We start from the raw sequence: 25815 nt of genomic DNA on the forward strand, positions 1-25815 counted from the left end.
AGGCGATCAGCCGCAGGGCGGAGGAGACGACACGGTTGGCTCTGGCGTTTTCATGCCGGGCCAACGCCGCCGCCACAAAGGGAATCAGGCTCATGGTCACGGGAAAGACAAAGGAGGGCGGCAGATTCACGAGGTCCGTGCCGTAGCCATACTGTCCAAACAGGACGCTCGGCGCGGCGGGAAGCTGGTTTTCGATATCGGCCAGCCGGCGCAGGACGATGGTGGTATCCAGCATGGTCAGAAGACTCATGGCGGAATTGCTCAGCGTGATGGGAATGCCAATGTGCAAAACCTGCTTCATCAGCGTGCCGCTGGAAGGGGGCACATCGTTGGAAAGCGCCTGATTGTCCCGATGACGGAACAGATAGAGCGACATAAAGCCCAGAGAGATGATTTCACTGACCGTGACGCCCAATATGGCGCCTGCGGCGCCGTAGGCCACGCCCTTTTGCACCACGCGGATGAGATACCATGCCAGCGGCAGGCCCACGCCCAGCTTAAAGGTGACCTCAATGACCTGCGACACGGCGGTGGGGGTCATATTGCCCTGCCCCTGTGTGTAGCCCCGCATACAGGCAAGAAGGCTGACGCACAGGATGGTGGGCGCCAGCGCACGGATGGCGTGGGCCGCCAGGGGCTGGCGCTGGAGGTCGGCCAATTGGGACGCTCCGAAAAACATCAGCAGCGAGCCGACAAGGCCAATTCCCAAAAACAGCCAGATTGCGGTGCGAAACAGCTTGCGTTTTTCATTTTCCCGCCCTGTGGCGTGGGCGCGGCTGGTGAGCTTGGAAATGGCGAGAGGAAGGCCCGCAGTGGACACGGTCATCAGGACGTTGAAAATGTCGTAGGCCACCTTGAAGTAGGTCTTGCCCTCGGCGCTGAGAAGGTTGTTCACCGGAATGCGGTAAACCGCGCCCACGAGCTTCACAATGGCCACGGCGGAGGCTAAAATCGCCGCGCCGCCCAGAAAGGACTGCTTTTTCGCGTTATTCGCCATGAAGTTACCTCAATTTTTTCAAAAGGTTGGAGCCGTTTCTCCAACAAGGATATGCGTACATTCTGCCGTCATGTCTCCGTCACAGGCGGGTTCCGCAGTGACGGCAGAAAACATCGCCTTGCTTGGGGTCAAACCCGCACAGGGGGCACACCCGGGCATCAAGCTGCCGCAGCCGGGCAATCTCCGCGGCGGTGCGGTCAAGCTCCGCGTTCACCTCGTCAATCTCACGGAGCTTGCCAAGAAGCTGGTCGGAGTCGGCAATTTTGCCGGTGTGGGTTCCGTACACCATGGAACCAACCTCCTGCAAAAGCGCGCTCCGCTGGGCCTTCAGGTCTGCCGCGCGGACATTCAGCTTGCTGACGGAGAGAAGGGAGGATGCCTTTTGACCTGCGGCGGTAAAAAGGTCGCCTGCGGCGGTACCCACCTCCTCGGCGGTTTTCTGCACGGTATCCAGAATCTCCTGCAATCTTTCATCCATGTTGACGCCCTCCTTAACTTAATAGGTATAGGTGCCGCCGCCCACAAATTCGCGGGCCAGAGAATCCAATGCCAGATATTCGGCGGTCATGCCCTCAAAGCGCTCGTAGGCGGTGAGAATCTGGTCCGCCACCGGGTATTTGCCCCGGGGCAGCTCCTCCAGCAGGGGGACCACATACGGCTTGAGAATGGAAAATTCGCACTCAAGAGACGAGTCAAACATCAGATCCGCGTTTTCCTTATAGGGAGAGATGTACAGCTTTTCCCCCCGGCGGACATTATCCCACATTTTCAGAGTGAATTCAGCGCTGCTGCCCCGGAAGTTGTGGTCCCGGACAATCCGGCGGCAAAGACGCAGCCACGCATGGTCGAACAAGGCGCTTCCCGCCTCGTCCAGCACGCTGCTGCGGGCCGCGATGTAGAGCTTGAAGGCATGGGGATTCTTGCCTACAATCACGTCGTTCAGGGCGTGGATGCCCTCAAAAATCACCAGCTCGTCAGGCCCCAGACGCATGGGCTGGGACATGATGTCCGAGCGCATCTGGCGGGCAAATTCGTATTTGGGCACATGGATTGTCTCGCCCCGGTCCAGCATGGCGAAGTGACGGTTTAAAAGATCAATGTCCAGACAGAAGGGGGACTCGAAGTCAATGGCGCCCTCCCGGTTCCGGGGGGCGGTTTCCGGGTCCACGGTGTTGAAATAGTTATCCATGGACACTGTATAGGTCATGATTCCCATGGACTTGAGTACGTCCTCCACCTTCAAAGCCGTGGTGGTCTTTCCGGAGCCGGAGGGGCCGGAGAGCAAAATGATGCGGGACTCGCCCCGGTGAGCGGCGATTTTTTCTGCCGCCATGCGCACCTTCTTCTGAAAGTCCTCGTCGCAGCGCCGGGAAAACTCCTCGGGATCGCTGCGGACCGCCTGATTGATGTCGATGAGAGAATACGCCATGATTTCAAACCCCTTTCCAAAGTGGACCTGCGGCGCGCTTTGCCCGCGCGTCCTGATTCAATCCCCCGCTGTCTCCCGCCCGGAAGCGGAAGGGGAGAGGGAGGCCGCGGCATTTTGGTAAAACGCGGCAAAAGCCGCCTGATTTTCCGAAATCTTGCCGGGCCGCGACGTGTATTCCACCGGGTATTTCAAATTGAACACCCGGCTGATACGGCCCGACCTGCCCACCATTTTTGTGGACCCGCCCGCGCCGCAGGAGAGAATGGAGCACAGCTCCGACATGATGTAGATGTTGTAAAGATTCTCGGCTCCCGGTTTGCACCAGCCCGTGTTTTCAAAGCTGCCGGACATATACTTCTGCCGGTAGAGATAGTAAGGCCCGTATCCGGCGGCGCGGAGCGTAGGGTCCGCATAGTCCAGCATTTCACCCACTGCCTCGGCGGAGGGGATGCGCAGGCCCTCCAGTGTGATGCGGCTGCCTTTTTTCAGGCTCAGGGTGTGGACGGTGATGTTGTCCGCTCCCAAAGCAATGCAGGCGTCCAGCGACCGGCGAAAGCCCTCCGGGTCGTCTTCGGGCAGGCCCGCGATCAGGTCCATGTTAACATGCTCAAACCCGGCTTCGGCGGCCTGCTCCATGGCGGAGAAAATCTGGGCGGCGCTGTGGCGGCGGCCGATGGCAGCAAGCACCCGGTCCTCCATGGTCTGGGGGTTCACGGAAATCCGCGTCACGCCCCGGCTTTTCAGCACCCGCAGCTTTTCCGGCGTCACCGTGTCGGGCCGTCCGGCCTCGACAGTATACTCGCAGCAGGCCGCAAAGTCAAACGAATCGGCAAGGCCGCCCAGCAATCCGTCCATCTGCTCTGCCGTAAGAGTGGTAGGGGTTCCGCCTCCCATGTAAAAGGAGCGGACCCGCAGGCCCAGCTCCCGGCAAAGCTTTCCCGCAGAAGAAATCTCGGCCTTCAGCGCCGCCAGATACGGTTCCACCAGATGGAAACTCCGCTCCACGCTGGCGCTGACAAAGCTGCAATAGGCACAGCGGGTGGGGCAGAAGGGGATGCCAACGTACAGGGCGATATCCTTGGGGCCTAAATCCTTCCGCACGCGGCGGGTGACGCAGGCCGTCTCCGTTGCAAGTCTTGCCCGGCGGGGCGTGACGAAATACTCGTCCTCCAGCATCCGCCGGACCTCCTCGGAGGAGTCGCCCAAGTCCAGAGCAGCTACCGCCGTTTTGTCGGGCCGCACGCCCGTAAGGCTCCCCCACGGTGGCGCTAGTCCGGCGGCCTCCCGGGCGGCTTTGAAAAAGCTCATTTGCAGCAGTCTGCGGCGCTGGCCCTCTTGTTCATAGGCGGTGCCGCTCAACTCCCGCGCGGCTTCGCCCCGACCTGTGTGCCCCTGATAGAGCATTTCGGTCACCGCTTCGGCATGACTGCCGATTTGGCGCAGAGTAATTACAGCCCGGTTGGGGTCATTTCCCTCGTAGACGGGCCGCTCCTCCGGCAGCAGGGCCATCAGGGTTTGCTCCATGGCATACAGTTCCTGATGCCCCTCAAATTTCAAAAACATGGCTCAGCGACCCAGTGCCTGAATCATAAAGGGGTTGTACGCCCGCTCCCGGCTGAGAAGAGAAGGCCCCATATGGCCGGGGAGCACGGTGTATTCCCCTTCGAGCCGCCCCAGACGGGACAGGGATGCCAGCATGTCGCCCACATTGCCGCCGGACAGATCCGTCCGGCCGCAGGAGCCGGCAAACAACGTGTCTCCGGCAAACATGGCCTCGCCGCACAGAAGCGTCACAGAGCCGGGAGAATGGCCGGGGGTGGACAAGACCGAGACGGTCAAGCCGCCCACCTGTACCGTGTCACCCTCGCCGTAGTCCACCGTGGCGGGCAGAGTCAAGAACAGCTCCCGAGTCCGCCGGTCCGCGTCGTCACCATGGACATCCCGGCGATTCAGATAGGCGGGAATGCCGGGGTACTGCTCCAAAAGCTCCGCCACCGCGCCAGTGTGGTCATAGTGCCCGTGGGTCAGGAAAATGCAGACGGGGGTGCAGCCGGTTTCCTCCACGGCACGGGCAACCCGGTCCGCGTCGGCGCCGGGGTCCACAATGGCGCAGACCTTCGCTTCCTCGTCGCAAAAAATATAGCAGTTGGTCATAATCGCGCCAACCTGCATGGTAACGATTTTCATGGCAAAAGCTCCTTACAGCGTGTCGGTATCCAAGATCAGCGTCAGCGGGCCGTCGTTCATGGAGTCCACCTTCATATCCGCACCAAATTCGCCGGTTTCCACCCGTGAAACCTTTTCCCGGCAAGCCGCAATAAAGGCTTCGTACAGAGGAATGGCAACTTCCGGTCGCGCGGCGGCAAGAAAGTCCGGTCTGCGGCCCCGCTTGCAGCTTCCATACAGGGTGAACTGAGAGATAATCAGCAGTTCGCCGTCCACAGCGTCCAGCCCTAAATTCATTTTGCCATTTTCATCCTCAAAAATGCGTAGGCCGCAGATTTTGTCGGCCAGCTTGAGGACTTCGGCCTCCGTGTCCTCATGAGTGATGCCTAAAAGGATGAGAAAGCCTTGACCGATTTGGCCCTTCACGGCTCCGTCGATGGAAACGGAGGCCCGGGTGACTCTCGTGATTACCGCGCGCATGTGCAGATCTCCTTTACTAATTGATATCTGCCGTGTCCCCGTGAAAAGGAGCGGCAATGGAATGAATGATACGGAATTTAGTCCGTTCCCTCGTCTCATCTCCCCGAAAAGCGGTTACGCCGCATTTCGGGGAAAAGGAGGAGCGGCGAAATGAGCGAGCTTTGCCCGCAGGGCAAAGCGAGGGATATGGAGCATGCTCCGACGTTATCCGGCGGGCCGCGTGACGTTCAAAACTCCCGAAACCTGATTGAGCCGCTTCATTAACGACTGAAGCTGCTCGCCGTCCTTGACGCTGACCTCCAGCGTGATGACGGCAAAGCGGTCCTCGGTGGTGCGGACGTTCAGCGCCGCCACCCGGGTATTGGTCACAGACAGGGCCGCAGAAACGTCCAGCACCAGATTGTTACGGTCCTTTGCCAGAATTTCCAGAGAAGTGCGGTAGCTGTCATTGGTATCCACGCCCCAAGTGACCTTAATCCACCGGCCCTGCTGGTCCGGCTGGCTGCGGCGCTCCTCCGAGGCGTTGGGACAGTCGTGCCGATGGACGGACACGCCGTATCCCCGGGTAATAAAGCCGATGATCTCATCTCCCGGAACAGGGGTGCAGCATTTTGAAAATTTCACAAGGCAGTTGGAAAGTCCCTCCACGATGATGCCCTGCTCGCTGCGGGCGCGCTTGGGGACGGCGGCCTTTGCCGGTTCTTCGGCTTTGCCTGCCTCCATGGCGTCTTCCAGAGACTTTTCCTGCTGGTGCAGCTTTTGAATGCGCATCAGCTCGCCCTGCATCCGGTTCACGGCCTTCTGGGCGGAAAATCCGCCGTAGCCGATGGCGGCGTACATCTCATCCAGCGTCCCGAAGGACACCCGCTTTAAAAGCTCCGGAAGATTTTCAAGGGCCAGCACATCCCGCATGGCAATGCCGCAGTGCTTCAGCTCTGATTCAAAGGCGGTGCGGCCGTTTGCGATGTTTTCCTCGCGCCGCTCCTTTTTAAACCACTGGCGGATTTTGCTGCGGGCCTCGCTGGACTTGGCAATTTTCAGCCAGTCCCGGCTGGGACCCTTGGCAGTTTTAGAGGTAAGAATCTCCACAATGTCGCCGTTTTTAAGCTGAAAGTCATAGGTGACAATGCGTCCGTTGACCTTCGCGCCGATCATGTGGTTGCCCACGGCGGAGTGGACGGAATAGGCAAAGTCGATGGGCGTGGCTCCGGCGGGAAGGTTCTGCACGTCGCCGCCTGGGGTGAACACGAACACCTCGTCGGAAAACATGTCAATTTTCAGAGAGCGGATATATTCCTCCGCGTCGGTGCCCTCCTGATTTTCAAGGAGGCGGCGGACCCACTCGTATTTCCCTTCAGTGCCTCCGCCCTGACCGTTCTGCTTGTATTTCCAGTGGGCGGCCACGCCGTATTCCGCAATTTCGTGCATCTCCTGTGTGCGGATCTGCACCTCGAAGGGAATACCGTCTCCGCCCATCACGGTGGTGTGAAGCGACTGATAGCCGTTGGGCTTGGGAGTTCCGATATAGTCCTTGAACCGGCCCAGAATGGGCTTGTAGATATCGTGGATCACGCCCAGCACGTTATAGCAGTCTCCCACGGAGTCCACCACCACACGGAAGGCAAACAGGTCGAAAATCTCATCGAGAGACTTGTTCTGGTTAAACATTTTGCGGTAAATGGAATAGGGGTGCTTCATTCGCCCATAGACCTTGTGGCGGATTTCCATTTCCGTCAGGCGCTGGTCGATCTGGGCCTGGGTGCGGTTCATAAAGTCGTCGTACTCGGCTTTTTTTGCGCTCAGCGTTGAAACGATTTCGTCAAACCCGACCGGGTCCAGATATTTCAGGGAAAGGTCCTCCAGCTCCCACTTCATGCGCTGCATGCCCAGCCGGTGGGCAATGGGCGCGTAAATTTCCATCGTCTCCAGAGATTTTCGCTTCTGTTTCTCCGGGGACTGATACTCCATGGTGCGCATATTGTGCAGCCGGTCGGAAATCTTGATGAGGATGACCCGGATGTCCTTGCTCATGGCAATGAGCATTTTCCGCAGATTTTCCATCTGCTCGTCTTCCTTGGTGGCGTACTGGATGCGGGTCAGCTTGCTGACCCCCTCCACCAGATTCGCAACCGTGGGAGAAAAAAGCCGGGCAACCTCCTCGTGGCTGGCGGGAGTGTCCTCAATCACGTCGTGAAGGAGCGCTGCTTCGATGGACTCGGAGTCCAGCCGCAGCTCCTCAGCCACAATTTGGGCCACCGCCAGAGGATGGATAATATAAGGCTCGCCGCTTTTGCGTTTCTGGGCGATGTGGCTTTTTTCCGCAAATTCGTATGCAGCCCGGATATGGGCAAAGTCCGCCGAGGGGTTATAGGCCCGGATAGTGTCTTCCAGCAGCTGATATTCTTCTTCTACGGTCATTGGGCCTCCCTCCCTTCCCAGACCTGCGCCCCGGCATGAAGCCTCTGCAAAAGGGGGCAGGCGCAAAGATCCACGCTGTCTTCCCATGGAAGCAGCGCAATGTCAAAAAATTCCTCGTCTACGGGTGCGGTGCGCAGAAGCTCCCGCTCTTCAAATACTGCCAGAGCCAAAGCGGCCCGCAAAAATGCTTCCCGCCCGCCGGAAAGCTCGGCCACGGAGCGGAGAAACGGCAGCTTTGCGACCATCGCCCGTCCCTGAGGAAGCAATCGGCGGATGGCCCTCAGCAGGACACGGAACTGCTCCAAGGACACATTCAGGCGGTCCGTCTCCTGCGCTGTCAGGCTTTCTCCGCAGCGCAGCCGCCGGATGATCTCCAGACTTTCTACCTCGCTGCGGCTGGGGACGCGGCTGAGCCGCAGATCCACCATCTGCAATTGCAGGGTGGTCCGGCCACGGAAGGTGTTGCCCTGAAGATAGAAGGCGGCATCTACCCGGTCCCCCACCCGAATGCCGTATTCCTCCGCCGTGGCGGAGAAAAAGATAGCGTCAAATCGGCAAAGGCCGCGGCTTAATTGCAATTTTAGGTGCTTTCCCTGCCCCACTCCCTGAAGGCCCTCCACCCGCGCGCCAAGCAGCGCGAAGACAGGCCGGGGATTCCCCGCGCCGTAAGGGTCCAGATGGCCAAGCTGCTCCACCTCGTCCATGGTCAGGTCCGCCGGATCGGCCACGGCGACGTCAATCTCCAACGCCGGAACGGGAATGCCCTTTCCGCAGTGTGCCCGGACATAGCCGTTCATTTTCTCCCGGAAGGGGGCGATGTTTTCCTTGCGGATGGTGAAGCCCGCGGCCAGCTCGTGGCCGCCAAATCCATCCAGCAGGCTGGAGCACGCCTCCAGCGCGGCAAAGAGGTTAAAGCCTCCGAAGCTCCGGCAGGAGCCTTTGCCCAGATTATCCTGAATGTGAATCATGAAGCTGGGGCAGGAAAATTTCTCGCTGATGCGGGAGGCCACGATACCCACCACGCCCTGATGCCAACCGTCGCTGTCCAGCACCAGCGCGGAGCGCTGGGAATCCGGCAAGGACTCGATCTGGCGCAGCGCGTCGGCGCAGATCTCCTGTTCCACTACCTGACGCTCCCGGTTCAAATCGCAAAGCGCCCGGGCCAGCTCTTCGGCGCGGGCGGGATCTTCGGTTTCCAGCAGGTCGGCGGCAAGGTCCGCCGCCCCCATGCGCCCCGCCGCGTTGATGCGGGGGGCCAAAGAAAAGCCAATCTGCACCGAGGTGACGGGTTTTCCGTCCAGCCCCGCTTCTTTTAAAAGGGCATGAATGCCCACAAAATCCGTTCTTGGCAGAGCCGCAAGGCCCCGCTGGACGATCACCCGATTCTCTCCCTCCATCCGCATCACGTCGGCAACGGTGCCGATGGCGGCAAGGGTGCAGTATCGGGAAAACAGCCGCTCCTCGTTGCCGGAGCCGCCCAGAGCCAGCACCAGCTTCAGCGCCACGCCCACGCCCGCAAGATGCTTGAAAGGGTATGGACAGTCGGCCCGGTGGGGGTCCACCACGGCGGCGGCCTTGGGGAGAGGGCCTTTGCACTCATGATGGTCGGTGACCACCACGTCCAGCCCAAGGGAAGCTGCAAAATCAATCTCCTCCGCCCCGGTGACGCCGCAGTCCACCGTCACCATCAGCGTGGCCCCCTGATCGCGGAGGGATTGAATGGCCTCCCGGCTCAAACCGTAGCCGTCCTCAATGCGCCGGGGAATATAGCGCAGGCAGGGAACGCCGCAGTTTTTCAGATAGTCCAGCAGCAGCACGGTGGAGGTAATGCCGTCCACGTCATAGTCGCCGAAGACGGCCACGGTCTCCCCAGCCGCAATGGCGCGGCGGATACGATCCACGGCCTTATCCATGTCCGCCATGGCAAAGGGGGAGAGGGTCAGCGCGCCGTCGCACTCCAATCGCTTGGCGGCCTCCTCCGCGGAGGAGACGCCCCGGCCCGCCAGCACAGAGGCCAGCAGCGCGGGATATCCTGCCTGACGCAGCGCTTCCACCGCGCCCGGAGAGGGCGTTCCGATGTTCCACTTTTCAAATTTCATCACGGCAGCCCCCCTTCCGACAAATTTTGCGGCACAGTTGTGCTATTTTCCAAAATAACTCCACTATTATATCAAAGTTCCACGGAAACGTAAAGAAAATTCTAACCTTTGGCGGCGAATTTGACGGGCGGGCCGGATTCTGCTAAAATAACCGGGGCCATTACACTGGAAGATTTTACGCAGGCCGGGCCGTGGCCCGGCAGATTATTTTATGAAGCGCTTTGAAAAGGAGATGATTGTTTGCTGAAATACATGAAACGGCTGGTTGCCGTGGGCCTTAGCTGCCTGTGCCTGTTGACCGCGCTGCCGGTGAGCGCGGCGGCGGCTCCCAAGTTTTCCGATGTGCCTAAGACGCACTGGGCGGCGGAGTCCATTGCCCGTGCGGCGGAAAAGGGACTTTTGAACGGTCGGAGCGACGGAACGTTCGGCATGGGTGGGTCCATGACCCGTGCGGCGTTTGCTGCGGTGCTGTGCCGCCTGTTTGAGTGGGAGATGGTTTCTCCTGCTGCCGGATCCTTTGCCGACAACCAGGACCCCTCCAAGTGGTATTACGGCGCGGTGGAAACCGTGTTTGTCCGGGGGGCGGTGACGCAGCAGGAGGAGAATTTCCGTCCGGGCGACGCCATTACCCGGGCGGAGATGGCGGTGATGTTGGTGCGCTCACTGGGGTATGGGACGCTGGCGGGGCTTGCGGGAGAGCGGAAGTCTCCCTTTAACGACGTGACCTTCAGCCTGGGCTATCTGATTTTGGCCAGCGATCTTGGCATCATGACGGGGAACACCCGGGGGCAATTTCTGCCGGACAAGCCCGTCACCCGGGAGCAGGCCGCCGCCGTGCTGATGCGGGTTTACGACAAGCTGCACGCCCCCGCATCGGAGCTTGTGGGCATTGCCCGGGAGGCGGCGGGACTGAGTCTTGAGGGCGTTGGGACCGTGGCGGTTCCCGCGCTGAAGCTGGTGTACAACGGGGCGCTTCAACTGGTTTCCGACGTTTCCGAAGAAACGGCCGCCGCCATCCGGTCGGCGGTGGGGGACAGGCGGGTGCTGCTTCAGGTTTCCGGTTCCGGCTCCGTTCTTGCCGAGGCAGACCCTGCCGCGCTGGCAAAAGAACTTGCAGCAGCCGCCGTTGACGGCGGCTGGGACGGTGTGTTGCTGGACGTCTCAAAGCTGACCGGCACAGACAAGGCGGCTCTTACGGCGCTGGCGACCGCTCTGCGAACGGCCTTGGGAAAAGACAAGCTTTTCTTCGTGGCGGCGGAAGCGCCCGTCCGGCAGGGGGGCACGGCCTACAACGGCTATGACTTTGCCGCGCTGGCGGCTGTTACAGACAAGATTATTTTGCGAATCGCGCCCTATTATCAGGTGATTTCCGGACTGCCCACCACGCCCAGAGAGCCGCTGGAGGAGGTCTATTATGCAATGGAAGCCGTGGCATCCGCCGTTCCGGCAGAAAAGATAGTGCTTCTGCTCACCGTATCCGGCTCCAAGTGGCGGGGAGAACGGGCCGAGGGGGATGTGTCCGCGGCGGAGCTTTCCACCCTGCTGTCCACCTCCGGTGTCACGGGCTACTGGTCCGGACGGTATGCCGCGCCCTATCTCAGCTATACAAGCTCCGGACAGCGGGTGGTGGTTTGGTATAACGACGCCCGCTCCGCGCAGGCGCGGCGGCAGCTTTTGTCGTTTATAGGCGGCGGCGGGCTGTGCCTTGACAATTTGACCGGCCCCCTGGACGGGGATAACGGGATTCTCGCAGGACTGAAATAAGCCCGGGAACCACAAAAGAATCCGAAAATAGAAGCGGCGGGATCCCGCCGCCGTTTGTTAAGAATTTATGTGGGAAAGAGTCTTCGCGCGGACGCTTACAGGAATTTCTGCATCCCATCGGTGGCAAGGCCCACCTCGGCGCTGATGGTGACGGTGAATTTAATGCTGTTCTTCTCGCCAAAAGCGTCCAGCCAATTCAAAAATTCCTCGGTCTTGTGGTCCACGTCGTCGCCAGTCACCTTGCACAGGTTGTCGATGAAAACGTGGGAAATGTCGTAATTCCCGGCATACAGGCCGCTGATAAAGCCGCGCATGGACTCGTAGTTGTTCAGTTTATATTCCTTTACGTCAATCAGGCGGATATGGTAGTGGATGTCGTAAGTCAGAGCGGAGTTTGATTCAATGCAAACCACGTTGCCCGGCTCGTCCTTTGCCGCGCTGTTGATGAGGTCGATGAGCTGCTTGGTTTTCCCGGAGCCTTTGACGCCCATAATCAATCTAACCATAGTGTATCACTCCTGTTCTTTTGAAATCACGGGGTGGATTTCTATGTCTTCAGCATAGCATAGATTCCCCGAAAAAACAATGCAGAATTCCTGCAAAAAAGTTTGTGAATAATGCCGGGGGCGAAAATTTCGCCCCCGGTATTCGTTTACAGGTTCAGCTTTGCCCGAAGCTCCGCACCCCGGTCCTCGAAGCCGGGTTTTCCCAGCAGAGCGAACATATTCTTTTTATAGTCCTCCACGCCCGGCTGGTCAAAGGGATTTACGTCCAGCAGATATCCGCTGAGCCCGCAGGCGTATTCAAAGAAGTAAATCAGACTGCCCACAGTCTCGGCGTTCCGGGTCCCGGCCTCAATGATGAGGTTGGGAACGCCGCCCTCCGTGTGGGCCAGAAGCGTTCCCTCGGCGGCTTTGTCCCGGATAAAGTCCAGAGACTTTCCCGCAAGGAAATTCAGCCCATCGCCGTCCTCTTCGTCCTGCTCAACAGAAAGCTGCCGGGCCGACGGGCCAAATCGGACCACCGTTTCAAACATCAGCCGCCGCCCCTGCTGGATATACTGGCCCATGGAGTGGAGGTCGGCGGTAAATTCCACACTGGCGGGGAACAGGCCCTTGCCCTCTTTCCCCTCGCTCTCGCCGTAAAGCTGCTTCCACCACTCCGCCATCATGCGAAACGCGGGGTCAAAGCAGCCGAGAATTTCAACGGTTTTCCCGTCCCGGTACAGTTGATACCGGGCGGCGGCATACCGCCATGAGGGGCAGTCATAGCCGGGGACAGCGCACCGCTCCACCATTTCCGCCGCGCCGCCCATCAGCGCGTCAATGTTCACGCCCGCCGCCGCGATGGGCAAAAGGCCCACGGCGGTAAGCACGGAATACCGTCCGCCCACGTCGTCGGGCACCACGAAGGTTTCCCAGCCCTCTTTGTCCGCAAGCGCTTTCAGCGCGCCTTGGCTGCGGTCGGTGGTGGCGAAAATGCGCTCCCGCGCGCCGTCCTTGCCGTACCGCTCCTCCAAAAGCGTCCGCAGAAAGCGGAAGGCCACGGCGGGCTCGGTGGTGGTGCCGGACTTGGAGATGATGTTTACGGAAAAATCCACGCCGTCCAACAGGTCCAGCGTTTCGCCCAGCGCGTCTGCGTCCAGACCGTTGCCCGCAAAGTAGATGTTGGGGCCGTCCTTCTTTTTCAGGTTATAGCTGGGGGAGCACAAAAGGTCAATCACGCCCCGGGCGCCAAGATAGGACCCGCCAATGCCCACCACCACCAACGCGCCGGAGTTTTTGCGGATTTTGGCCGCCGCCGCCTTGATGCGGGCATACTCCTCCCGGTCGTAGTCTTTCGGCAGACGGACCCAGCCGGTATACTCGCCCCCTGGGCCGGTTCCGCTTTGCAGCTTTTCATGGGCCAGCCCCAGCCGGGGAGCCAAGGCTTCCTCATAGGGCATGGGGATAAAGGAGTCCATATGAAAGGTTTTCACTTCCAGCATAACAATCGTCCTTTCCGGATCGCCCCGCGACCTTGGGTGATGGCCCTATTATACTAGCATTCCCTCTGCGCCACAAGGAAAAATCTAAAAAAGACCGGAAATTCGGACTGAAATCAGCCGCCCAGAAATGCGGTGCGCAGATACCGCAGGGCAAGAGCTCCCCAGGAGACGCGGGGAACGTCCTCTCCCGCCACCAGCGGCACTTCCGCCACCGTCTCCCCACCGGATGAGAGGATCAGCGTTCCCAGCACGTCGCCTTTTGCAATGGGGGCGGCCGCCTGCTCGGTGAGGGACACAGACTTTTCAAGTTTTCCCGCCTTGGCCTTTTCCAGCAGCAGGGATTCGCCCGCCGCCACGGGTTGCACGGTGGTCTGCGTCCCCAGCGATACGTTTACCGGAGGCAGCGCCCCGTCGGGCATGGCCTTTACCAGAGCATAGGTGGAAAAGCCATAGCTCAGCAGAGCCTTGGCGTCTTCAAACCGCTGAGCGGAGGTGGGGCCCTTCATAATGACGGCGATCAGTTCCATGCCGTCCCTCTCCGCCGTGCCGGAGAGGCAGTATTGGGCCGCGCCGGTGGAGCCGGTTTTCAGGCCGGTGGCTCCCTCATAAAAACGGATAAGCTTGTTGGTATTCACCAGAGACGAGGCCCCGTTGCGCAGGGTGTCCATCCAGATGGTGGTGTACTTACGAATGTCCGGGTGGTTTAAAATCAGCTCCCGGCTCATCAGGGCAATGTCGTAAGAGGAGGTGACGTGTCCCTCGGCGGGAAGGCCGGTGGGGTTGACGAAATGGGTGTCGTTCATGCCCAGCTCCTTGGCCCGCTGGTTCATTCGCTCCACAAAGGCGTCTTCACTGCCGGCAATATGCTCCGCCAGTGCCACGGAGCAGTCGTTGGCGGAGACGACGCACACGGCCTTGAGCATGTCGTCAACGCTTAGCTGCTCATTTTCCTTCAGCCAGATTTGGCTGCCGCCCATGGAGCAGGCGTGGGCCGAGGCGGTGACCATGTCATCATAGTGAAGAGTCCCGTTCTCGATGGCCTCCATGGTCAAAAGCAGAGTCATCACCTTGGTGACGCTGGCGGGTTCCAGCTTTTCATGCTCGTTTTTGGCGAACAAAACCGTTCCCGTCTCCTTTTCCATCAGCAGCGCGGAGGGTGCGGATACCTCCAGCGCCTTGGCCGGGACAATCAACACCAGTGCCGCCGCCAGCGCGAACAGCAGTTTTTTCATAACGCTCCCCCTTTTTTTGGGCAATGCCGCACCATTCTAAATACGCAAAAGCGTCGGCAAATTTGTTCGGGACAAGGCAAGAGACGCGGCAAATACGAAATTTATTTGCGGGCGATTTTGCAGAGCCTGAAAAAATTTTGCATGCAAATACGTATGTAATGCAACAGCCGTGAATTGCGCGGTGGTGCCCTTGCTGTCCCAGTCTATGAGAAATAAGAAAAACAAATGCGCCCTTGGCCATTTTTCGTCTTGCAAAATGGGAACGGGTCTGCTATACTATCCTCACGCGCAATTTGTAGGAGCGATGCGCGGCTGTAGTTCATCGGTAGAACGGCAGCTTCCCAAGCTGCATAGGTGGGTTCGACTCCCATCAGCCGCTCCAGAATGAATCCCCGGAACCACTGAAATTTCAGTGGTTCCGGGGATTTTATATTTTTTTATTTATGTTGCTGCGAGGTGGGGAATGGGCAAAATCGGTCCTATTTTTTAAAACGTACAGGTCAAAATACAGATCAAGCGTTCTGTTCTTTCAGATATGCGTCCGGCTTGACATACAAAGCCCCCTGATGTAGTGTAAAATCCTACATCAGGGGGTCTTTTACCCATTATCTCTTTCTATTGGGCTTGCTTGTACGCGCGGATAGCTTTCCTAAAAAACCCGGCGTACACCGCGTTGGGCGGTCTTTGCGGTGCTGCTTCTCCGGAGTGTGGAATAGCGAACGGAGGAGCTGGCTTTAGGAAGGTGCACGGCCGGATTGGCGGGGGATGGGTTTATGCGGGTGTTTGCTCCGGCTCGGATTTCGCGGGCTCAATCTTGCCGACGAAGCGGCCGGTTGCAATATAGATAAAGGCAAAGACGACGCCCAGCCAAGTCATTGGAGCATAAAGGGCATAATCCATCACCGAAACGCCGAACACGCCGGAGGCGTAAATGCCTGACATACCCCAGGGAATTACCCAGCAAAGGGCTGTGCTGGTATCCTCCAGCATACGGGACAGATTTTTTTTGGGAATGCCGTACCGCTCGTAAATGGGCTGAAAAATGGGGCCGATTACGGTAAAGCAGACATAGTAGCTGGTGGTAATCAGCAGGAAAATGGTATTGGCAATATAGGAACCTGCCATAATGGTTTTCCAGCTTTTGGTGGAGCGCTCAAGCGCGTTCACCAGCGTATGGAGCACGCCGGAGGCTTTCAGCGGCGCGCCGAAAACAGCCGCACACAGCATGATGCCCACGGTACTCAGTGTTCCGTTTAAACCGCCGCGGGAAAGCATGGTGTCCACAATTTCAACGCCCGTATCCGAAGCAAAGCCGGAACCCAGCGCGGCTGCCATTTGGCTCAGGGTTGCCCCCTGGAAGATAAGCGCGAACACGCAGCCCGCCAGAATGCCGACGGCGTAGACGGGAATGCTGGGCATTTTTTTGACAATTAAGGCAATGACGATGATTGGAGGAAGCAAGGTCAGCGGATTGAGATTGAAATGCTCTCCCAGCGTCTTCAAAATCAGGGTGGAAGTCTCGCTTGAGACGCTTCCGGAAAACCGGGAGCCAATCACCAGATAGAGACCCAGCGAGATGATATAGCCGGGGATGGTTGTGTAAAGCATGTGCTTGATGTGAGAAATGATGTCGGTTCCCGACATGGCGGGGGCCATGATGGTTGTGTCCGAAAGGGGGGAAAGCTTGTCGCCGAACATCGCGCCAACAATAATTGCGCCGGCGGTATACTGCATGGGGATTCCAAGCCCCTGAGACACGCCGATCAGCGCAATGCCAAGGGTTCCGATGGTTCCCCAAGAGGTTCCCGTGGCTAGCGACATGATGGAGCAAAGCAGGCAGGCAATGAACAGAAAGGCGGAGGGGGCAATCATCTGCATTCCGTAATAGATAATGGTGGGGATTGTTCCGGACAAAATCCAGGAGCCCACAATCAGGCCGATGGCCATGGTAATAAAAATACCGATTCCCATCAGGCGCACATTATCAAACAGCGTCTTTTCGATCTCATCCCATTTGGTTCCCCAAAGGACTGCGACGGCGGAGGTGATCGCTCCGCCAACCAGCAGAGTGATTGATGTGGAGGCTTTGACAAATTTCAGCCCAATTACAATAATAACAATGGACAATACCAGCAATATAATTGCTTTCGGCAAGCTGCTTTCATTCTTCTTCTCTTTCACAGGGGTGCCCTCCTCAATTGCTCTTTTTCTTTAATTCACTGACCAGACGGTCGACTGCCTGACGAATGTTGGCGCGGGGTGTGGCCAGATTCAGGCGGATATGGGTGTCGCCCGCTCTTTCAGAAGGAAAAAACCAGGAGCCGTAATCTACCGCCAGACCGCAGCTCTCCTGAACGAAGGGTTGCAGTTCCGCGCTTGTCAGATATGCCTTTAAATCCACCCAGGCAAGATAGGTTCCCTCCAGCGGCGTGACCTGAGCCAATGGCACTTCTTTGGCAAATGTGTCGCGAAGATAAACGAAGTTATCCCAGATTACTTCAAGCACAGCCTCCAGCCAAGGTTCTCCGTGGTTATAAACTGCTTGCACAGCCGCATATCCAAAGGTTCCGCCCTTGGTTGCCTGAATTGAAAGGACATATTGATCAAAACGCCGGCGAATATCTTCGTTTGGAATAATGGCAAAGGAGTTTTTCAGGCCCGCGATGTTAAATGTTTTCGAGGCCGCAGAAAGAATGACCAGCTTGTCGTTATAATCTCCCACAGTTGCGGCCGGATGATGTATCTGTCCCGGCATCAAAATATCCTGATGAATTTCATCGCTGATTACATAAATGCCGTGGCGCTTGCAGGTTTCCAGCATTGTTCGCAGTTCTTCAGGAGTCCAGACGCGTCCCGTGGGGTTATGGGGAGAGCAGAGAACAAAAAGCTTCACCTGATGTTCAATCAGGTCCCGTTCAAACTTTTCGGCATCTATTGTATAATGTCCATCCCGGTTGACCAGCTCAGAGCAGATCAGACGGCGCCCCGTGTTTTTGATTGCCTCCATAAACGGATAATAGGACGGCGTCAATATCATGCAGGCATCATCCGGAGTGGTTAGAATGCTGGTTAGCCAATAAATTCCGGGGACTACGCCGCACGTATAGCGCAGCCACTCAGGCTGTATAGGGTATCCATGGCGCCTTGCCTCCCAGGAAACAACTGCGTCAAAGTAACTCTTTGGCGGCACAAAGTAACCGTATACGCCAAAGTCTACCATTTCTCGGAACGCCTTTTCCACGCACTCGGGTGCCCGAAAATCCATGTCCGCAACCCAAAGCGGCAGAAGATCGTCTCTTCCAAATTTGCCGCCCATTGCATCCCACTTATAAGAATTTGTGTTGCGGCGGTCCGGGGCATACTGTGTCTCTAGTTCTGTGATTGTCATCGCTGTTGTCCCCTCCTGTATTCGATTGCTGGCTGACTTTTTTATGCGCCGAGTGGTTTGATGGTAAGAAGGCAGTCATTCTCCGACGCATTGAATGAGCAATGCCTTATCAAATCTATAATGCCTTTCTCACCTCCTCATTCGGCGCTTGCCGACTTGCAACTGTATTTCGTGCAATTGCCTGCTATTGAATTGAGCAAATACTATGCCAATAAGAGCAATTCCGTCAAAAGGCTGATATTTAAACATTTTTAGAGAGTATATCTGCATGCGTCCGGCTTTTTGCTGGGCCTGACATCGCCGGAACAGTTTAAAACAAATTGCCAGAATTGGCACAAAAGCTGTAAATCCATTGTGCCGCAATCGTTAGCCAAAAGATTTACTTTTGAACCGCCGATGCAAAACTGGTTTACCTTATGTTTGCTTCGGCATACTTCCCTTTTAGAGGCGCACCCGGAGAAGCCAGCTCGCGCACTGGCCGAGCTTTTTCTCTTTTTGAAAGGCAGACATTCTTCATTTGCGCACAAGTAAACCGGTCCCCGGAAAAATTGTTTCCGGAGGCCGGCTGTTAAGTTGGCGGTTATTTTAGCTTTACGCCGTAGTTTCTTAAATTGGGCATTATAAACAAACCGCGCAATTCATATTTTGCTTTTTACTCAACTGGCGAATTGATGGATGAGGGAACCTCTCATCTGAAACATAAAAAGATGAAATCAGCCGACACTAAGGCTGACTGCAACATGATTCGATAAGAAGGATGAGAAAATTGGATAAACAAAAATGGAACTTTCATAACAGCTATATCAATCTACCCAAGATTTTCTATACGAAGCAATCCCCAACCGCTGTGCGTAACCCAAAGATTGTCATTCTCAATCATGCATTAGCCGCTTCTTTAGGCGTACCTCTGCAATTAGGCGTCTTTGCCGGAAACGAAATTCCCAGCGAATCTAAGCCAATAGCCCAGGCGTATGCAGGACATCAGTTTGGATATTTTACCATGTTGGGTGACGGACGCGCTATCCTTCTTGGAGAACAGATAACAGATTCCGGAGAGCGATTTGACATTCAGCTAAAAGGTTCCGGGCCGACCCCATACTCTCGAGGTGGCGATGGACGCGCAGCCTTGGGTCCTATGCTGCGGGAATATATCATTAGTGAGGCTATGTATGCATTGGGGATTCCAACGACCAGAAGCTTAGCGGTCGTAACAACAGGAGAAGCTGTGAGACGCGAGAAAAACCTGCCCGGAGCAATTTTAACACGTGTTGCAAAAAGCCACATTCGAGTAGGAACGTTTGAATATGCTGCGCGTTTTGGCACGGTAGAGGATGTTCGCAGCCTGGCGGATTACACCATAACACGTCACTTTCCAGACATTGCAGCAGTTGAAAACAAATATCTGCTGCTGCTCAAAGAAGTGGTAAAACGACAGGCATCTCTGATTTCCAAATGGCAATTGGCCGGATTTATTCATGGCGTAATGAATACAGATAATATGGCCATTAGCGGTGAAACCATTGATTATGGCCCTTGTGCTTTTATGGATGTCTATCGCCCGGCAACTGTTTTCAGTTCCATAGATATCCACGGTCGCTACGCCTATGAAAACCAACCGAAGATGGCCGCTTGGAATTTGGCGCGCTTTGCTGAAACCTTGCTGCCCCTTTTGCAGAGTGACGAGAATCAGGCCGTGGGACTTGCACAAGAAGAGGTCTCAACATTTTGGAGTCTGTATCATCATGATTGGCTGGCGGGAATGCGGGCAAAGCTGGGTTTGTATAGCCGGGAAGAGGAAGACTCGTTATTGATCAACGATTTTTTGCAGCTTATGGAACAATATCAAGCGGATTATACGGAGACATTCAAATCCTTAACATTGGGGAAGAACGATGGTCAGAATTTGTTCTCCCAACCTGCGTATCATCATTGGCATGAACGTTGGCAAGAACGTCTTGGCCGCCAGCCACAATCGAGAAATGAAAGCGGGGAGCTTATGGAAAGCCATAACCCTGCGATGATTCCACGAAACCATTTGGTTGAAGAGGCGCTGAATGCTGCCCAAGAGGGTGATTTAACCAAAATGCATAAGCTGCTCCTTGCTTTGGAAAGTCCTTACAGCTATACCGCTGAGCAAGAAGAATTCTCACAATTGCCTCCGCCAGCGTCTTGTCATTACCAAACGTTTTGTGGTACTTGATGCGTGCAATCCAAAATTGCCGCACCGAAATAGAATCCCTTTTTTTTAATCTATCAGGCTCAGCAAAAAGCCATATCCCTCGCGCTCCATGTCCTCCTTGGGAATAAATCGCAGCGAAGCGCTGTTGATACAATAGCGCAAACCTCCTGATTCTTTCGGGCCGTCGGAAAACACATGGCCTAAATGGGCGTTTCCAACGCGGCTTCTTATCTCGGTTCGTACCATATCATGGGAAAAATCTTCTTTTTCGCGGATGACACGAGGATCAATCGGTCTTGAAAAGCTTGGCCAACCACAGCCTGATTCAAATTTATTACTTGACGAAAACAGGGGCTCACCCGTAGTAATATCCACATAAATGCCGGGCGTAAACGTCTGGCAGAATTTGTTTTCAAATGGCGGCTCGGTGGCATTGCGCTGTGTCACCGCATACTGCTCGGGCGTCAATTTTTGGCGCAGCGCAGCCGTGTCCGGTGCTGAATACGCGGCGGGATTTACAATAGCGTTTGCCGCCCTTTCAAATCGTGCTTTCCCAATATGACAATATCCACCCGGATTCTTATTCAGGTATTCTTGGTGGTATTCCTCCGCCGCGCTGAAATTGCGGAGGGGAAGCACTTCAATCGCAATAGACTCGCTGAAACGGCTTTGCAGTCTGGCGATGGAAGCTTCAATCACCGGAGTGTCTTCTGAGCTGACATAATAGATGCCGGTTCGGTATTGCGTACCCACATCACCGCCCTGTCGATTGTGCGAGAGCGGATCGATTGCTTCATAATATAAATCCAGAAGAAATTCCAGCGGAAGCACGGCAGGATCATAGGTTACTTTTACCGTCTCTGCGTGTCCCGTGTTGGAATGGCAAACTTCCTCATAGGTGGGGGATTCCCTGTTCCCGTTGGCATACCCCACTTGTGTCGACTTGACTCCATGGATTGAGGCAAGATACTTTTCCAGTCCCCAAAAACATCCGCCCGCAAAATAAATCTCAGACATACTCCACCTCCATGCATTAGTATTGCACCCACGGAGATATCTACCCATGCGGGTGACAATCAGTTTCATACAGCCAAATGCCAATGCCTTCGCCATGATCTTCGGTTGAGCATCATGACTTAAACAAAATACGAACGTATTGTCCGCCTAAATGAAATGGAAACAGACAGATGCCTTTTTATGTGACCGCACATATTTCTGAAGTTGTTCCCATGTTGACAGTTCGTATTTCTCCTGTCGTTTAAACAAACTGTGTAATTAAAAGGAAGTATACTCGGGCCACAGCTTAATCAATATATTCCACAATTTATCGCTGGAGCCCAAGCAGCCCTTTTTCCAGACAGGCGGACAGGATAAATCGTTTCACGGTTCCATTGGCAAAGTGGATTGTGACTGTATCCTCGCCTTTTTCCGCGATCATTCCACGCCCGAATACGTTGTGCATCACGTTTGCGCCTTTGATGTAGTCTTTAGCCATCCACTGGATTCTTTGCGCCATTTCCGGCGCCGGACTTGCGGACGGCACCATCTTCTTACCCCGTTCACCGGCTGCGTTGGGCGTCAGCAGCTCGCAGAATTGGCGGATAAACGTACACTTCGGCGCTTTTTCGTAACTCATAAGCAGCAGCTCGTTTTTTGCTCTGGTCGCCGCCACATAGAACAGCCGCCGTTCTTCCTCGAAAGCAGTTTCCTCGTCTTTATCCAAAGCCTGTCCCGGCTTGAGCGTCACCGAGGGTAGGATGCCGTCAATCGCGTCGATGATCGCAACGCGGTCATATTCCAAGCCCTTGCTTGAGTGGATCGTGCTGAGGATGAGATGACTCTTTCTGTCGCCGCCAGCTTCAAATATATTCTTAAGCGCATCCAGCCGCTTCAAGAAGCTTTCGATGTTCTTCTCCCGGGATGCCAGCAGCGAGAGCAGATAGAGCCGCTCGTCGTCGCCGCCGTTTCTCATGAGGTACGCTCCGTATCCCATTTGGTAACGAATCCGCCGCAGCGCATCCGCTGCGCTGTCCGTCTTTAGGGCGGCGAAATGCGCTCGAAGTTCAATGAATTTTTCTGCGATTCGCTCCGGTTTTTTGCCGGTGGGCCTCAACGCAGCAAAGAGAGACGCACATTTCCCTGCTCGGCACTGCTCCACCGCCTTTTCGGCGTCGGCTCGGCTTATGGGCAGGTTCAGCTTATAGTAGACGCGCATGAAAGCCTCTGCATCCAGCGGCGAGAGCGCCAGCGTCATAAGGTCCCGGACACCGGAGACCGTGCGGCTGGTGAAAAAAACACCGTCTGACTGGCGGATGCAATAGCTGATGTCGTTCCTGTCCATAAAGTCGATCAGCGGCACGGCGCTGTCGTTATTGCGATACAGCACAGCCAACTCCCGTTCGGGTTCGCTCTGGGCCATTTTTGCAATGTAGCTGTATTGTGCCGCCCGGCTTGTAAGCGTCACTTTTCGCACCGGCGCGCCGGAAGGCCGGGAAGCACGCATATGTTTCTTGTGCCGCATAGTGTTTCGAGTGATAAACCTGTCCGCCGCCGAGACAATCTCCGGCGTGGAACGGAAGTTCTCCTCCAAAAGCAGGACGGTGCTGTTTGAATAATCTCTCTCGAAGTGCATCAGGGCGTCCGGATACGCCGCGCGGAAGCCGTAAATGCTCTGATCCTGGTCGCCCACCATAAAGAGGTTTCCGTCCTTGCCAGCCAGCAGGTGAATGATCCTATGCTGGATCTTGGACGTATCCTGCGCCTCATCCACACAAAGGTACGGGAATCTCCGCCGATAGGAGTTCAGAATTTCCGGGCGGGACTTGAGAATATTGTAGGCGTAGACTAGTTGGTCGTCATAGTCCATCAGGCGGCGGCGCTTCATTTCATCAATGTATTTATCATATATGGGCCCGACGTCCGCGCCGCTCGCATCAAGCGCGTCTATTTCCTGACGGGTAAGGCGCATATTCTTAATGTATGTAATCTGTTTTTGAAGCTCCTTCACCTCGCCGTCCACGGGATAGTCGGCGCGCAGCTTCCGATAGATCTCGGTGAGCAGCTTCCGGTTGTCGTCCAGCAGATCAAAGCCGTCTGCGCCTTTATCTCTTACATAACCGTTGATGATGGAGGCGCACACGCCGTTTATCGTGCGAAATTGAAGCCTTGCGGCGTATTCATTGCCAAACATAGCGGCAAACCGGCTTTTCATGTCCCCGGCTGCCGAGACAGTATAGGTCATTGTGAGAATGCGCTCCGGAGCCACGCCCACGCAGTACAGCATATATCCCAGTCGCGCCACCAGTGCGGTTGTTTTTCCGCTTCCGGGCACGGCAAGCAGCAACACCGCGCCTTCGGTGTGTTGCACTGCCTGTGCCTGCTGCTCGTTGAGTGAGATGCTGAACTGTTTGCAGAATTCTTTGTAATGCACGTTATTTCCTCGTAGGTTGAATTTCTCTTGCGCGGAGTGGCCGGTCGCTGGGGCAAGATTGTACACGTTCACTCAGCAATGGTCTCTATATTATGTATTTTCATTTTATATTGCTTGGGAGTTAATCCATACATTTTTTTAAAAATGGCAATAAAATAAGAAATATTCAGATAGCCTAAATTGAAGGCTACATCGGTAACACTAATATCCCGAAGCATCTCCTTTGCTTTTTCTAATTTTATTTTTGTAAAATATTTATTCGGAGACATTCCGGTTATCTTTTTGAAGTATTGGCATAAGCCTGATTCCGACATGCCTAAATTATATGCGATTTCCTTAATACACACCGGCTTTGTATAGTTGCTGTTCATATATTTGATTGCTTTATTAACGGCATTATTATTATCTAACAATAATTGTCTGATTGCTTCATTTTGAATTAAATGGTAGACAAGCTCCTGCGTATACAAATCAATGATAAAGTCCGATCTGTTTTCTTTGCATAGCTCTGTTCTGATTCTGCCTAACAGCTCATTAAAATTGTTGTTTCCCAGATAAAATTTTTGGTTTAAAAAGAAAGAGAGATTTAAAGAGTAGTCATTGCAAACTTCTTCACTCACGCGGTCGATTACTATGTTATTAAGTTCATAGACAATTGCTTTTGTCGGTTTATATATTTTCATGCCTATCTTTGCCTGAGATGGCAAAATGAGAATTTTGCTGGAATCATATTTTAAGGTCTTATTGTCGACGGTAATGCATTTTTCCCCTTGTGTGATTGTGCATAATCTAGTATATTCGTAAGTTCTATAGCAATCCTGATAACCGGAAGGGAGTTCGTAGCACAGTGTCCTGATGCTATCTGCTTCCAAACCATTTAACGACTCCAGATCACTTCTAAAATTCGACAACATAATTATCACCTATCCTAACGGGTAATTGCAGCAATGAGTAAAACTCAAATAACATACAATTACCAATTGTTTACAGGATAGCAAGCCTGAAAACTACTCGTTCTTTAAAAAGAAGAGCCCCCAATCATATTGGAACAAAACCAAGCCGAAAGGGGCTGGCTGCTATCTACCGACAGGAACGCATTTACGGGGAACTTGGATAATCAATATCTTCTCCTGAAACTGGCAGCGTTGTTCTCTCTTCGACCCGACAAAAAAATTCTCGATTCAAGCGTTGCCGCAGGAGCAACCCAGAACGACAGCGATCTAGGATTTTTTGTCTATACAAGGGATCTGCATGATGTTTTTCAACTATATTTATTTAATTGTGAGCGCCGCAGGAAAGTTTCGCCGAACCGGGTTTTCAGTCATTCCTTCTGCGGCGCCTTTTTTCGCCGGTTTTCAGCCGCGGCTCCGGGGTTTCAGCAACCCTCCTTTTTTATGGCACTCATCTTACAGTAGAACGCTGGCTCTTCCGCCCCTCTTTGCAATATAACGCCAGCGAAATCAGCCTCACGCCGCAGTCCCTTTCATACGAATCTTACGGATTATTAAAAATCAGGTCGCAGAGCGCTCTCAGACATAGGAACTGCTGGTGAAGAAGAGTAGGCTTGTGAATTCCACCATCATTGCCGCCTGCCCCAGGACACCTGCTTTTCAGAGGTTGATGTAAGAATTTTTATTCTGTTATGCGGTATTGCCGCAATTATTTCAGCAACCTAGAGATTGTATGGGTATATTTCCCATTCTACCCCTCTCTTTTGAATAAATCAAATTTTTTTCATGCCCCCATGCAACAAAGTCCACGGCGGCATACAAATGCCGCTATTTTTAGCAATCTTGCACGGGCGATTTTTGAGCCAAAATTAACTTTAAAACCGAATCGACCTACACGTTTGCCCGAGAATCTAAAGAGATCGTTATTTTTTTGACGTAAAGTAATTATTTTTTAGCAGTAAATTTTGAATTAATATGTAAATTTTGAGTTAGATTTATTTTTGTTTTTTGGATATTATAGCCATACTGTCAGGGGCGGAGACTTGAAAATTTGAATAAAAAATCGGGAAGCTATCCGGAACCGGATTACCGGAGCCCAAGCCGCTGAGCCAAAAGACGCGGCGGCAGATTGATTCCGCTTCCGTTGCCCTTTTGGGCAGGTCGTACAGAATTTGCAGCAGAGATTGCCACAGCAGCAGTCCGAGATCGTGAGGAGCCGCGTCTTCCGTGACGCGCTGTGGTATGGACGAAGAAATGGAAACCAGTCATTCCAGCGTGTGACAAGTCATGAAAAAG

Annotated in this window: 19 protein-coding genes and 1 tRNA gene; 4 read left to right on the plus strand and 16 right to left on the minus strand. The window is 54.8% G+C overall.

Annotated features, from left to right (window positions below; genetic code table 11):
* The 8 genes from RTU96_RS08470 to recJ all read right to left on the minus strand — a co-directional run.
* Positions 1 to 997: polysaccharide biosynthesis protein (locus RTU96_RS08470; RefSeq protein ID WP_312636095.1), on the minus strand; the 997-nt coding region annotated here is incomplete at its 3' end.
* 79 nt (positions 998 to 1076) lie between these two features.
* On the minus strand, positions 1077 to 1475 hold the full coding sequence (locus RTU96_RS08475) for a zinc ribbon domain-containing protein (protein ID WP_312636096.1): 399 nt from the start codon (positions 1473 to 1475) through the stop codon (positions 1077 to 1079).
* Positions 1476 to 1493: 18 nt separating this feature from the next.
* On the minus strand, positions 1494 to 2426 hold the full coding sequence (locus tag RTU96_RS08480; RefSeq protein WP_312636097.1) for a nucleoside kinase: 933 nt from the start codon (positions 2424 to 2426) through the stop codon (positions 1494 to 1496).
* Between the two features lie 57 nt (positions 2427 to 2483).
* Positions 2484 to 3989, minus strand: a complete 1506-nt coding sequence (hemZ, locus tag RTU96_RS08485; RefSeq protein ID WP_312636098.1) for a coproporphyrinogen dehydrogenase HemZ — start codon at positions 3987 to 3989, stop codon at positions 2484 to 2486.
* Between the two features lie 3 nt (positions 3990 to 3992).
* Positions 3993 to 4613: an MBL fold metallo-hydrolase gene (locus tag RTU96_RS08490; RefSeq protein WP_312636099.1), complete on the minus strand. Its 621-nt coding sequence runs from the start codon at positions 4611 to 4613 to the stop codon at positions 3993 to 3995.
* Between the two features lie 12 nt (positions 4614 to 4625).
* Positions 4626 to 5072: a D-aminoacyl-tRNA deacylase gene (gene dtd, locus RTU96_RS08495; protein ID WP_312636100.1), complete on the minus strand. Its 447-nt coding sequence runs from the start codon at positions 5070 to 5072 to the stop codon at positions 4626 to 4628.
* A 204-nt stretch (positions 5073 to 5276) separates the two neighbouring features.
* Positions 5277 to 7490 carry a bifunctional (p)ppGpp synthetase/guanosine-3',5'-bis(diphosphate) 3'-pyrophosphohydrolase gene (locus tag RTU96_RS08500; RefSeq protein ID WP_312636101.1) on the minus strand — a complete coding sequence of 738 codons (2214 nt, stop codon included), beginning with the start codon at positions 7488 to 7490 and terminating at the stop codon, positions 5277 to 5279.
* Positions 7487 to 9589, minus strand: coding sequence for a single-stranded-DNA-specific exonuclease RecJ (gene recJ / locus RTU96_RS08505; protein ID WP_312636102.1), 2103 nt, complete (start codon positions 9587 to 9589; stop codon positions 7487 to 7489). The genes RTU96_RS08500 and recJ overlap by 4 nt, the downstream gene beginning before the upstream one ends.
* Positions 9590 to 9829: 240 nt before the next feature.
* Here recJ and RTU96_RS08510 point away from each other — a divergent pair, with 240 nt between their 5' ends.
* On the plus strand, positions 9830 to 11353 hold the full coding sequence (locus tag RTU96_RS08510; RefSeq protein WP_312636104.1) for an S-layer homology domain-containing protein: 1524 nt from the start codon (positions 9830 to 9832) through the stop codon (positions 11351 to 11353).
* A gap of 95 nt (positions 11354 to 11448) precedes the next feature.
* Here RTU96_RS08510 and RTU96_RS08515 read toward each other — a convergent pair whose 3' ends face one another.
* The 3 genes from RTU96_RS08515 to RTU96_RS08525 all read right to left on the minus strand — a co-directional run bounded on the left by RTU96_RS08515 (position 11449) and on the right by RTU96_RS08525 (position 14572).
* Positions 11449 to 11859, minus strand: coding sequence for a hypothetical protein (locus tag RTU96_RS08515; RefSeq protein WP_312636105.1), 411 nt, complete (start codon positions 11857 to 11859; stop codon positions 11449 to 11451).
* Positions 11860 to 12005: 146 nt separating this feature from the next.
* On the minus strand, positions 12006 to 13340 hold the full coding sequence (locus tag RTU96_RS08520) for a glucose-6-phosphate isomerase (protein WP_312636106.1): 1335 nt from the start codon (positions 13338 to 13340) through the stop codon (positions 12006 to 12008).
* A gap of 113 nt (positions 13341 to 13453) precedes the next feature.
* Positions 13454 to 14572 (minus strand): D-alanyl-D-alanine carboxypeptidase family protein, encoded by a 1119-nt coding sequence (locus RTU96_RS08525; protein WP_312279093.1) that lies wholly within the window; start codon positions 14570 to 14572, stop codon positions 13454 to 13456.
* 308 nt (positions 14573 to 14880) lie between these two features.
* Between RTU96_RS08525 and RTU96_RS08530 the strand changes: the two genes are divergently transcribed.
* Positions 14881 to 14954: transfer RNA gene (locus RTU96_RS08530), tRNA-Gly, on the plus strand.
* A 389-nt stretch (positions 14955 to 15343) separates the two neighbouring features.
* Here RTU96_RS08530 and nhaC read toward each other — a convergent pair.
* Positions 15344 to 16753, minus strand: coding sequence for a Na+/H+ antiporter NhaC (gene nhaC, locus RTU96_RS08535; protein ID WP_312636107.1), 1410 nt, complete (start codon positions 16751 to 16753; stop codon positions 15344 to 15346).
* 13 nt (positions 16754 to 16766) lie between these two features.
* Positions 16767 to 17960 (minus strand): MalY/PatB family protein, encoded by a 1194-nt coding sequence (locus RTU96_RS08540; protein WP_312636108.1) that lies wholly within the window; start codon positions 17958 to 17960, stop codon positions 16767 to 16769.
* 748 nt (positions 17961 to 18708) lie between these two features.
* On the opposite strand from RTU96_RS08540, the gene RTU96_RS08545 reads away from it, so the two are divergent.
* A complete protein-coding gene (locus RTU96_RS08545) occupies positions 18709 to 20160 on the plus strand; it encodes a YdiU family protein (protein WP_397356738.1) in 1452 nt (483 codons plus the stop codon).
* 45 nt (positions 20161 to 20205) lie between these two features.
* Here RTU96_RS08545 and msrB read toward each other — a convergent pair whose 3' ends face one another.
* The 3 genes from msrB to RTU96_RS08560 form a co-directional block, all read right to left on the minus strand.
* Positions 20206 to 21156, minus strand: a complete 951-nt coding sequence (gene msrB / locus RTU96_RS08550) for a peptide-methionine (R)-S-oxide reductase MsrB (protein WP_312636111.1) — start codon at positions 21154 to 21156, stop codon at positions 20206 to 20208.
* Positions 21157 to 21463: 307 nt separating this feature from the next.
* Positions 21464 to 23569 (minus strand): ATP-dependent helicase, encoded by a 2106-nt coding sequence (locus tag RTU96_RS08555; RefSeq protein WP_312636112.1) that lies wholly within the window; start codon positions 23567 to 23569, stop codon positions 21464 to 21466.
* A gap of 68 nt (positions 23570 to 23637) precedes the next feature.
* A complete protein-coding gene (locus RTU96_RS08560) occupies positions 23638 to 24441 on the minus strand; it encodes an AraC family transcriptional regulator (protein WP_312636114.1) in 804 nt (267 codons plus the stop codon).
* A gap of 171 nt (positions 24442 to 24612) precedes the next feature.
* Here RTU96_RS08560 and RTU96_RS08565 point away from each other — a divergent pair, with 171 nt between their 5' ends.
* A complete protein-coding gene (locus RTU96_RS08565) occupies positions 24613 to 24984 on the plus strand; it encodes a hypothetical protein (protein ID WP_312636115.1) in 372 nt (123 codons plus the stop codon).
* The last annotated feature ends 831 nt before the right edge of the window (positions 24985 to 25815 follow it).

This window comes from Oscillibacter sp. (assembly GCF_032018205.1).
Lineage (GTDB): Bacteria > Bacillota > Clostridia > Oscillospirales > Oscillospiraceae > Oscillibacter.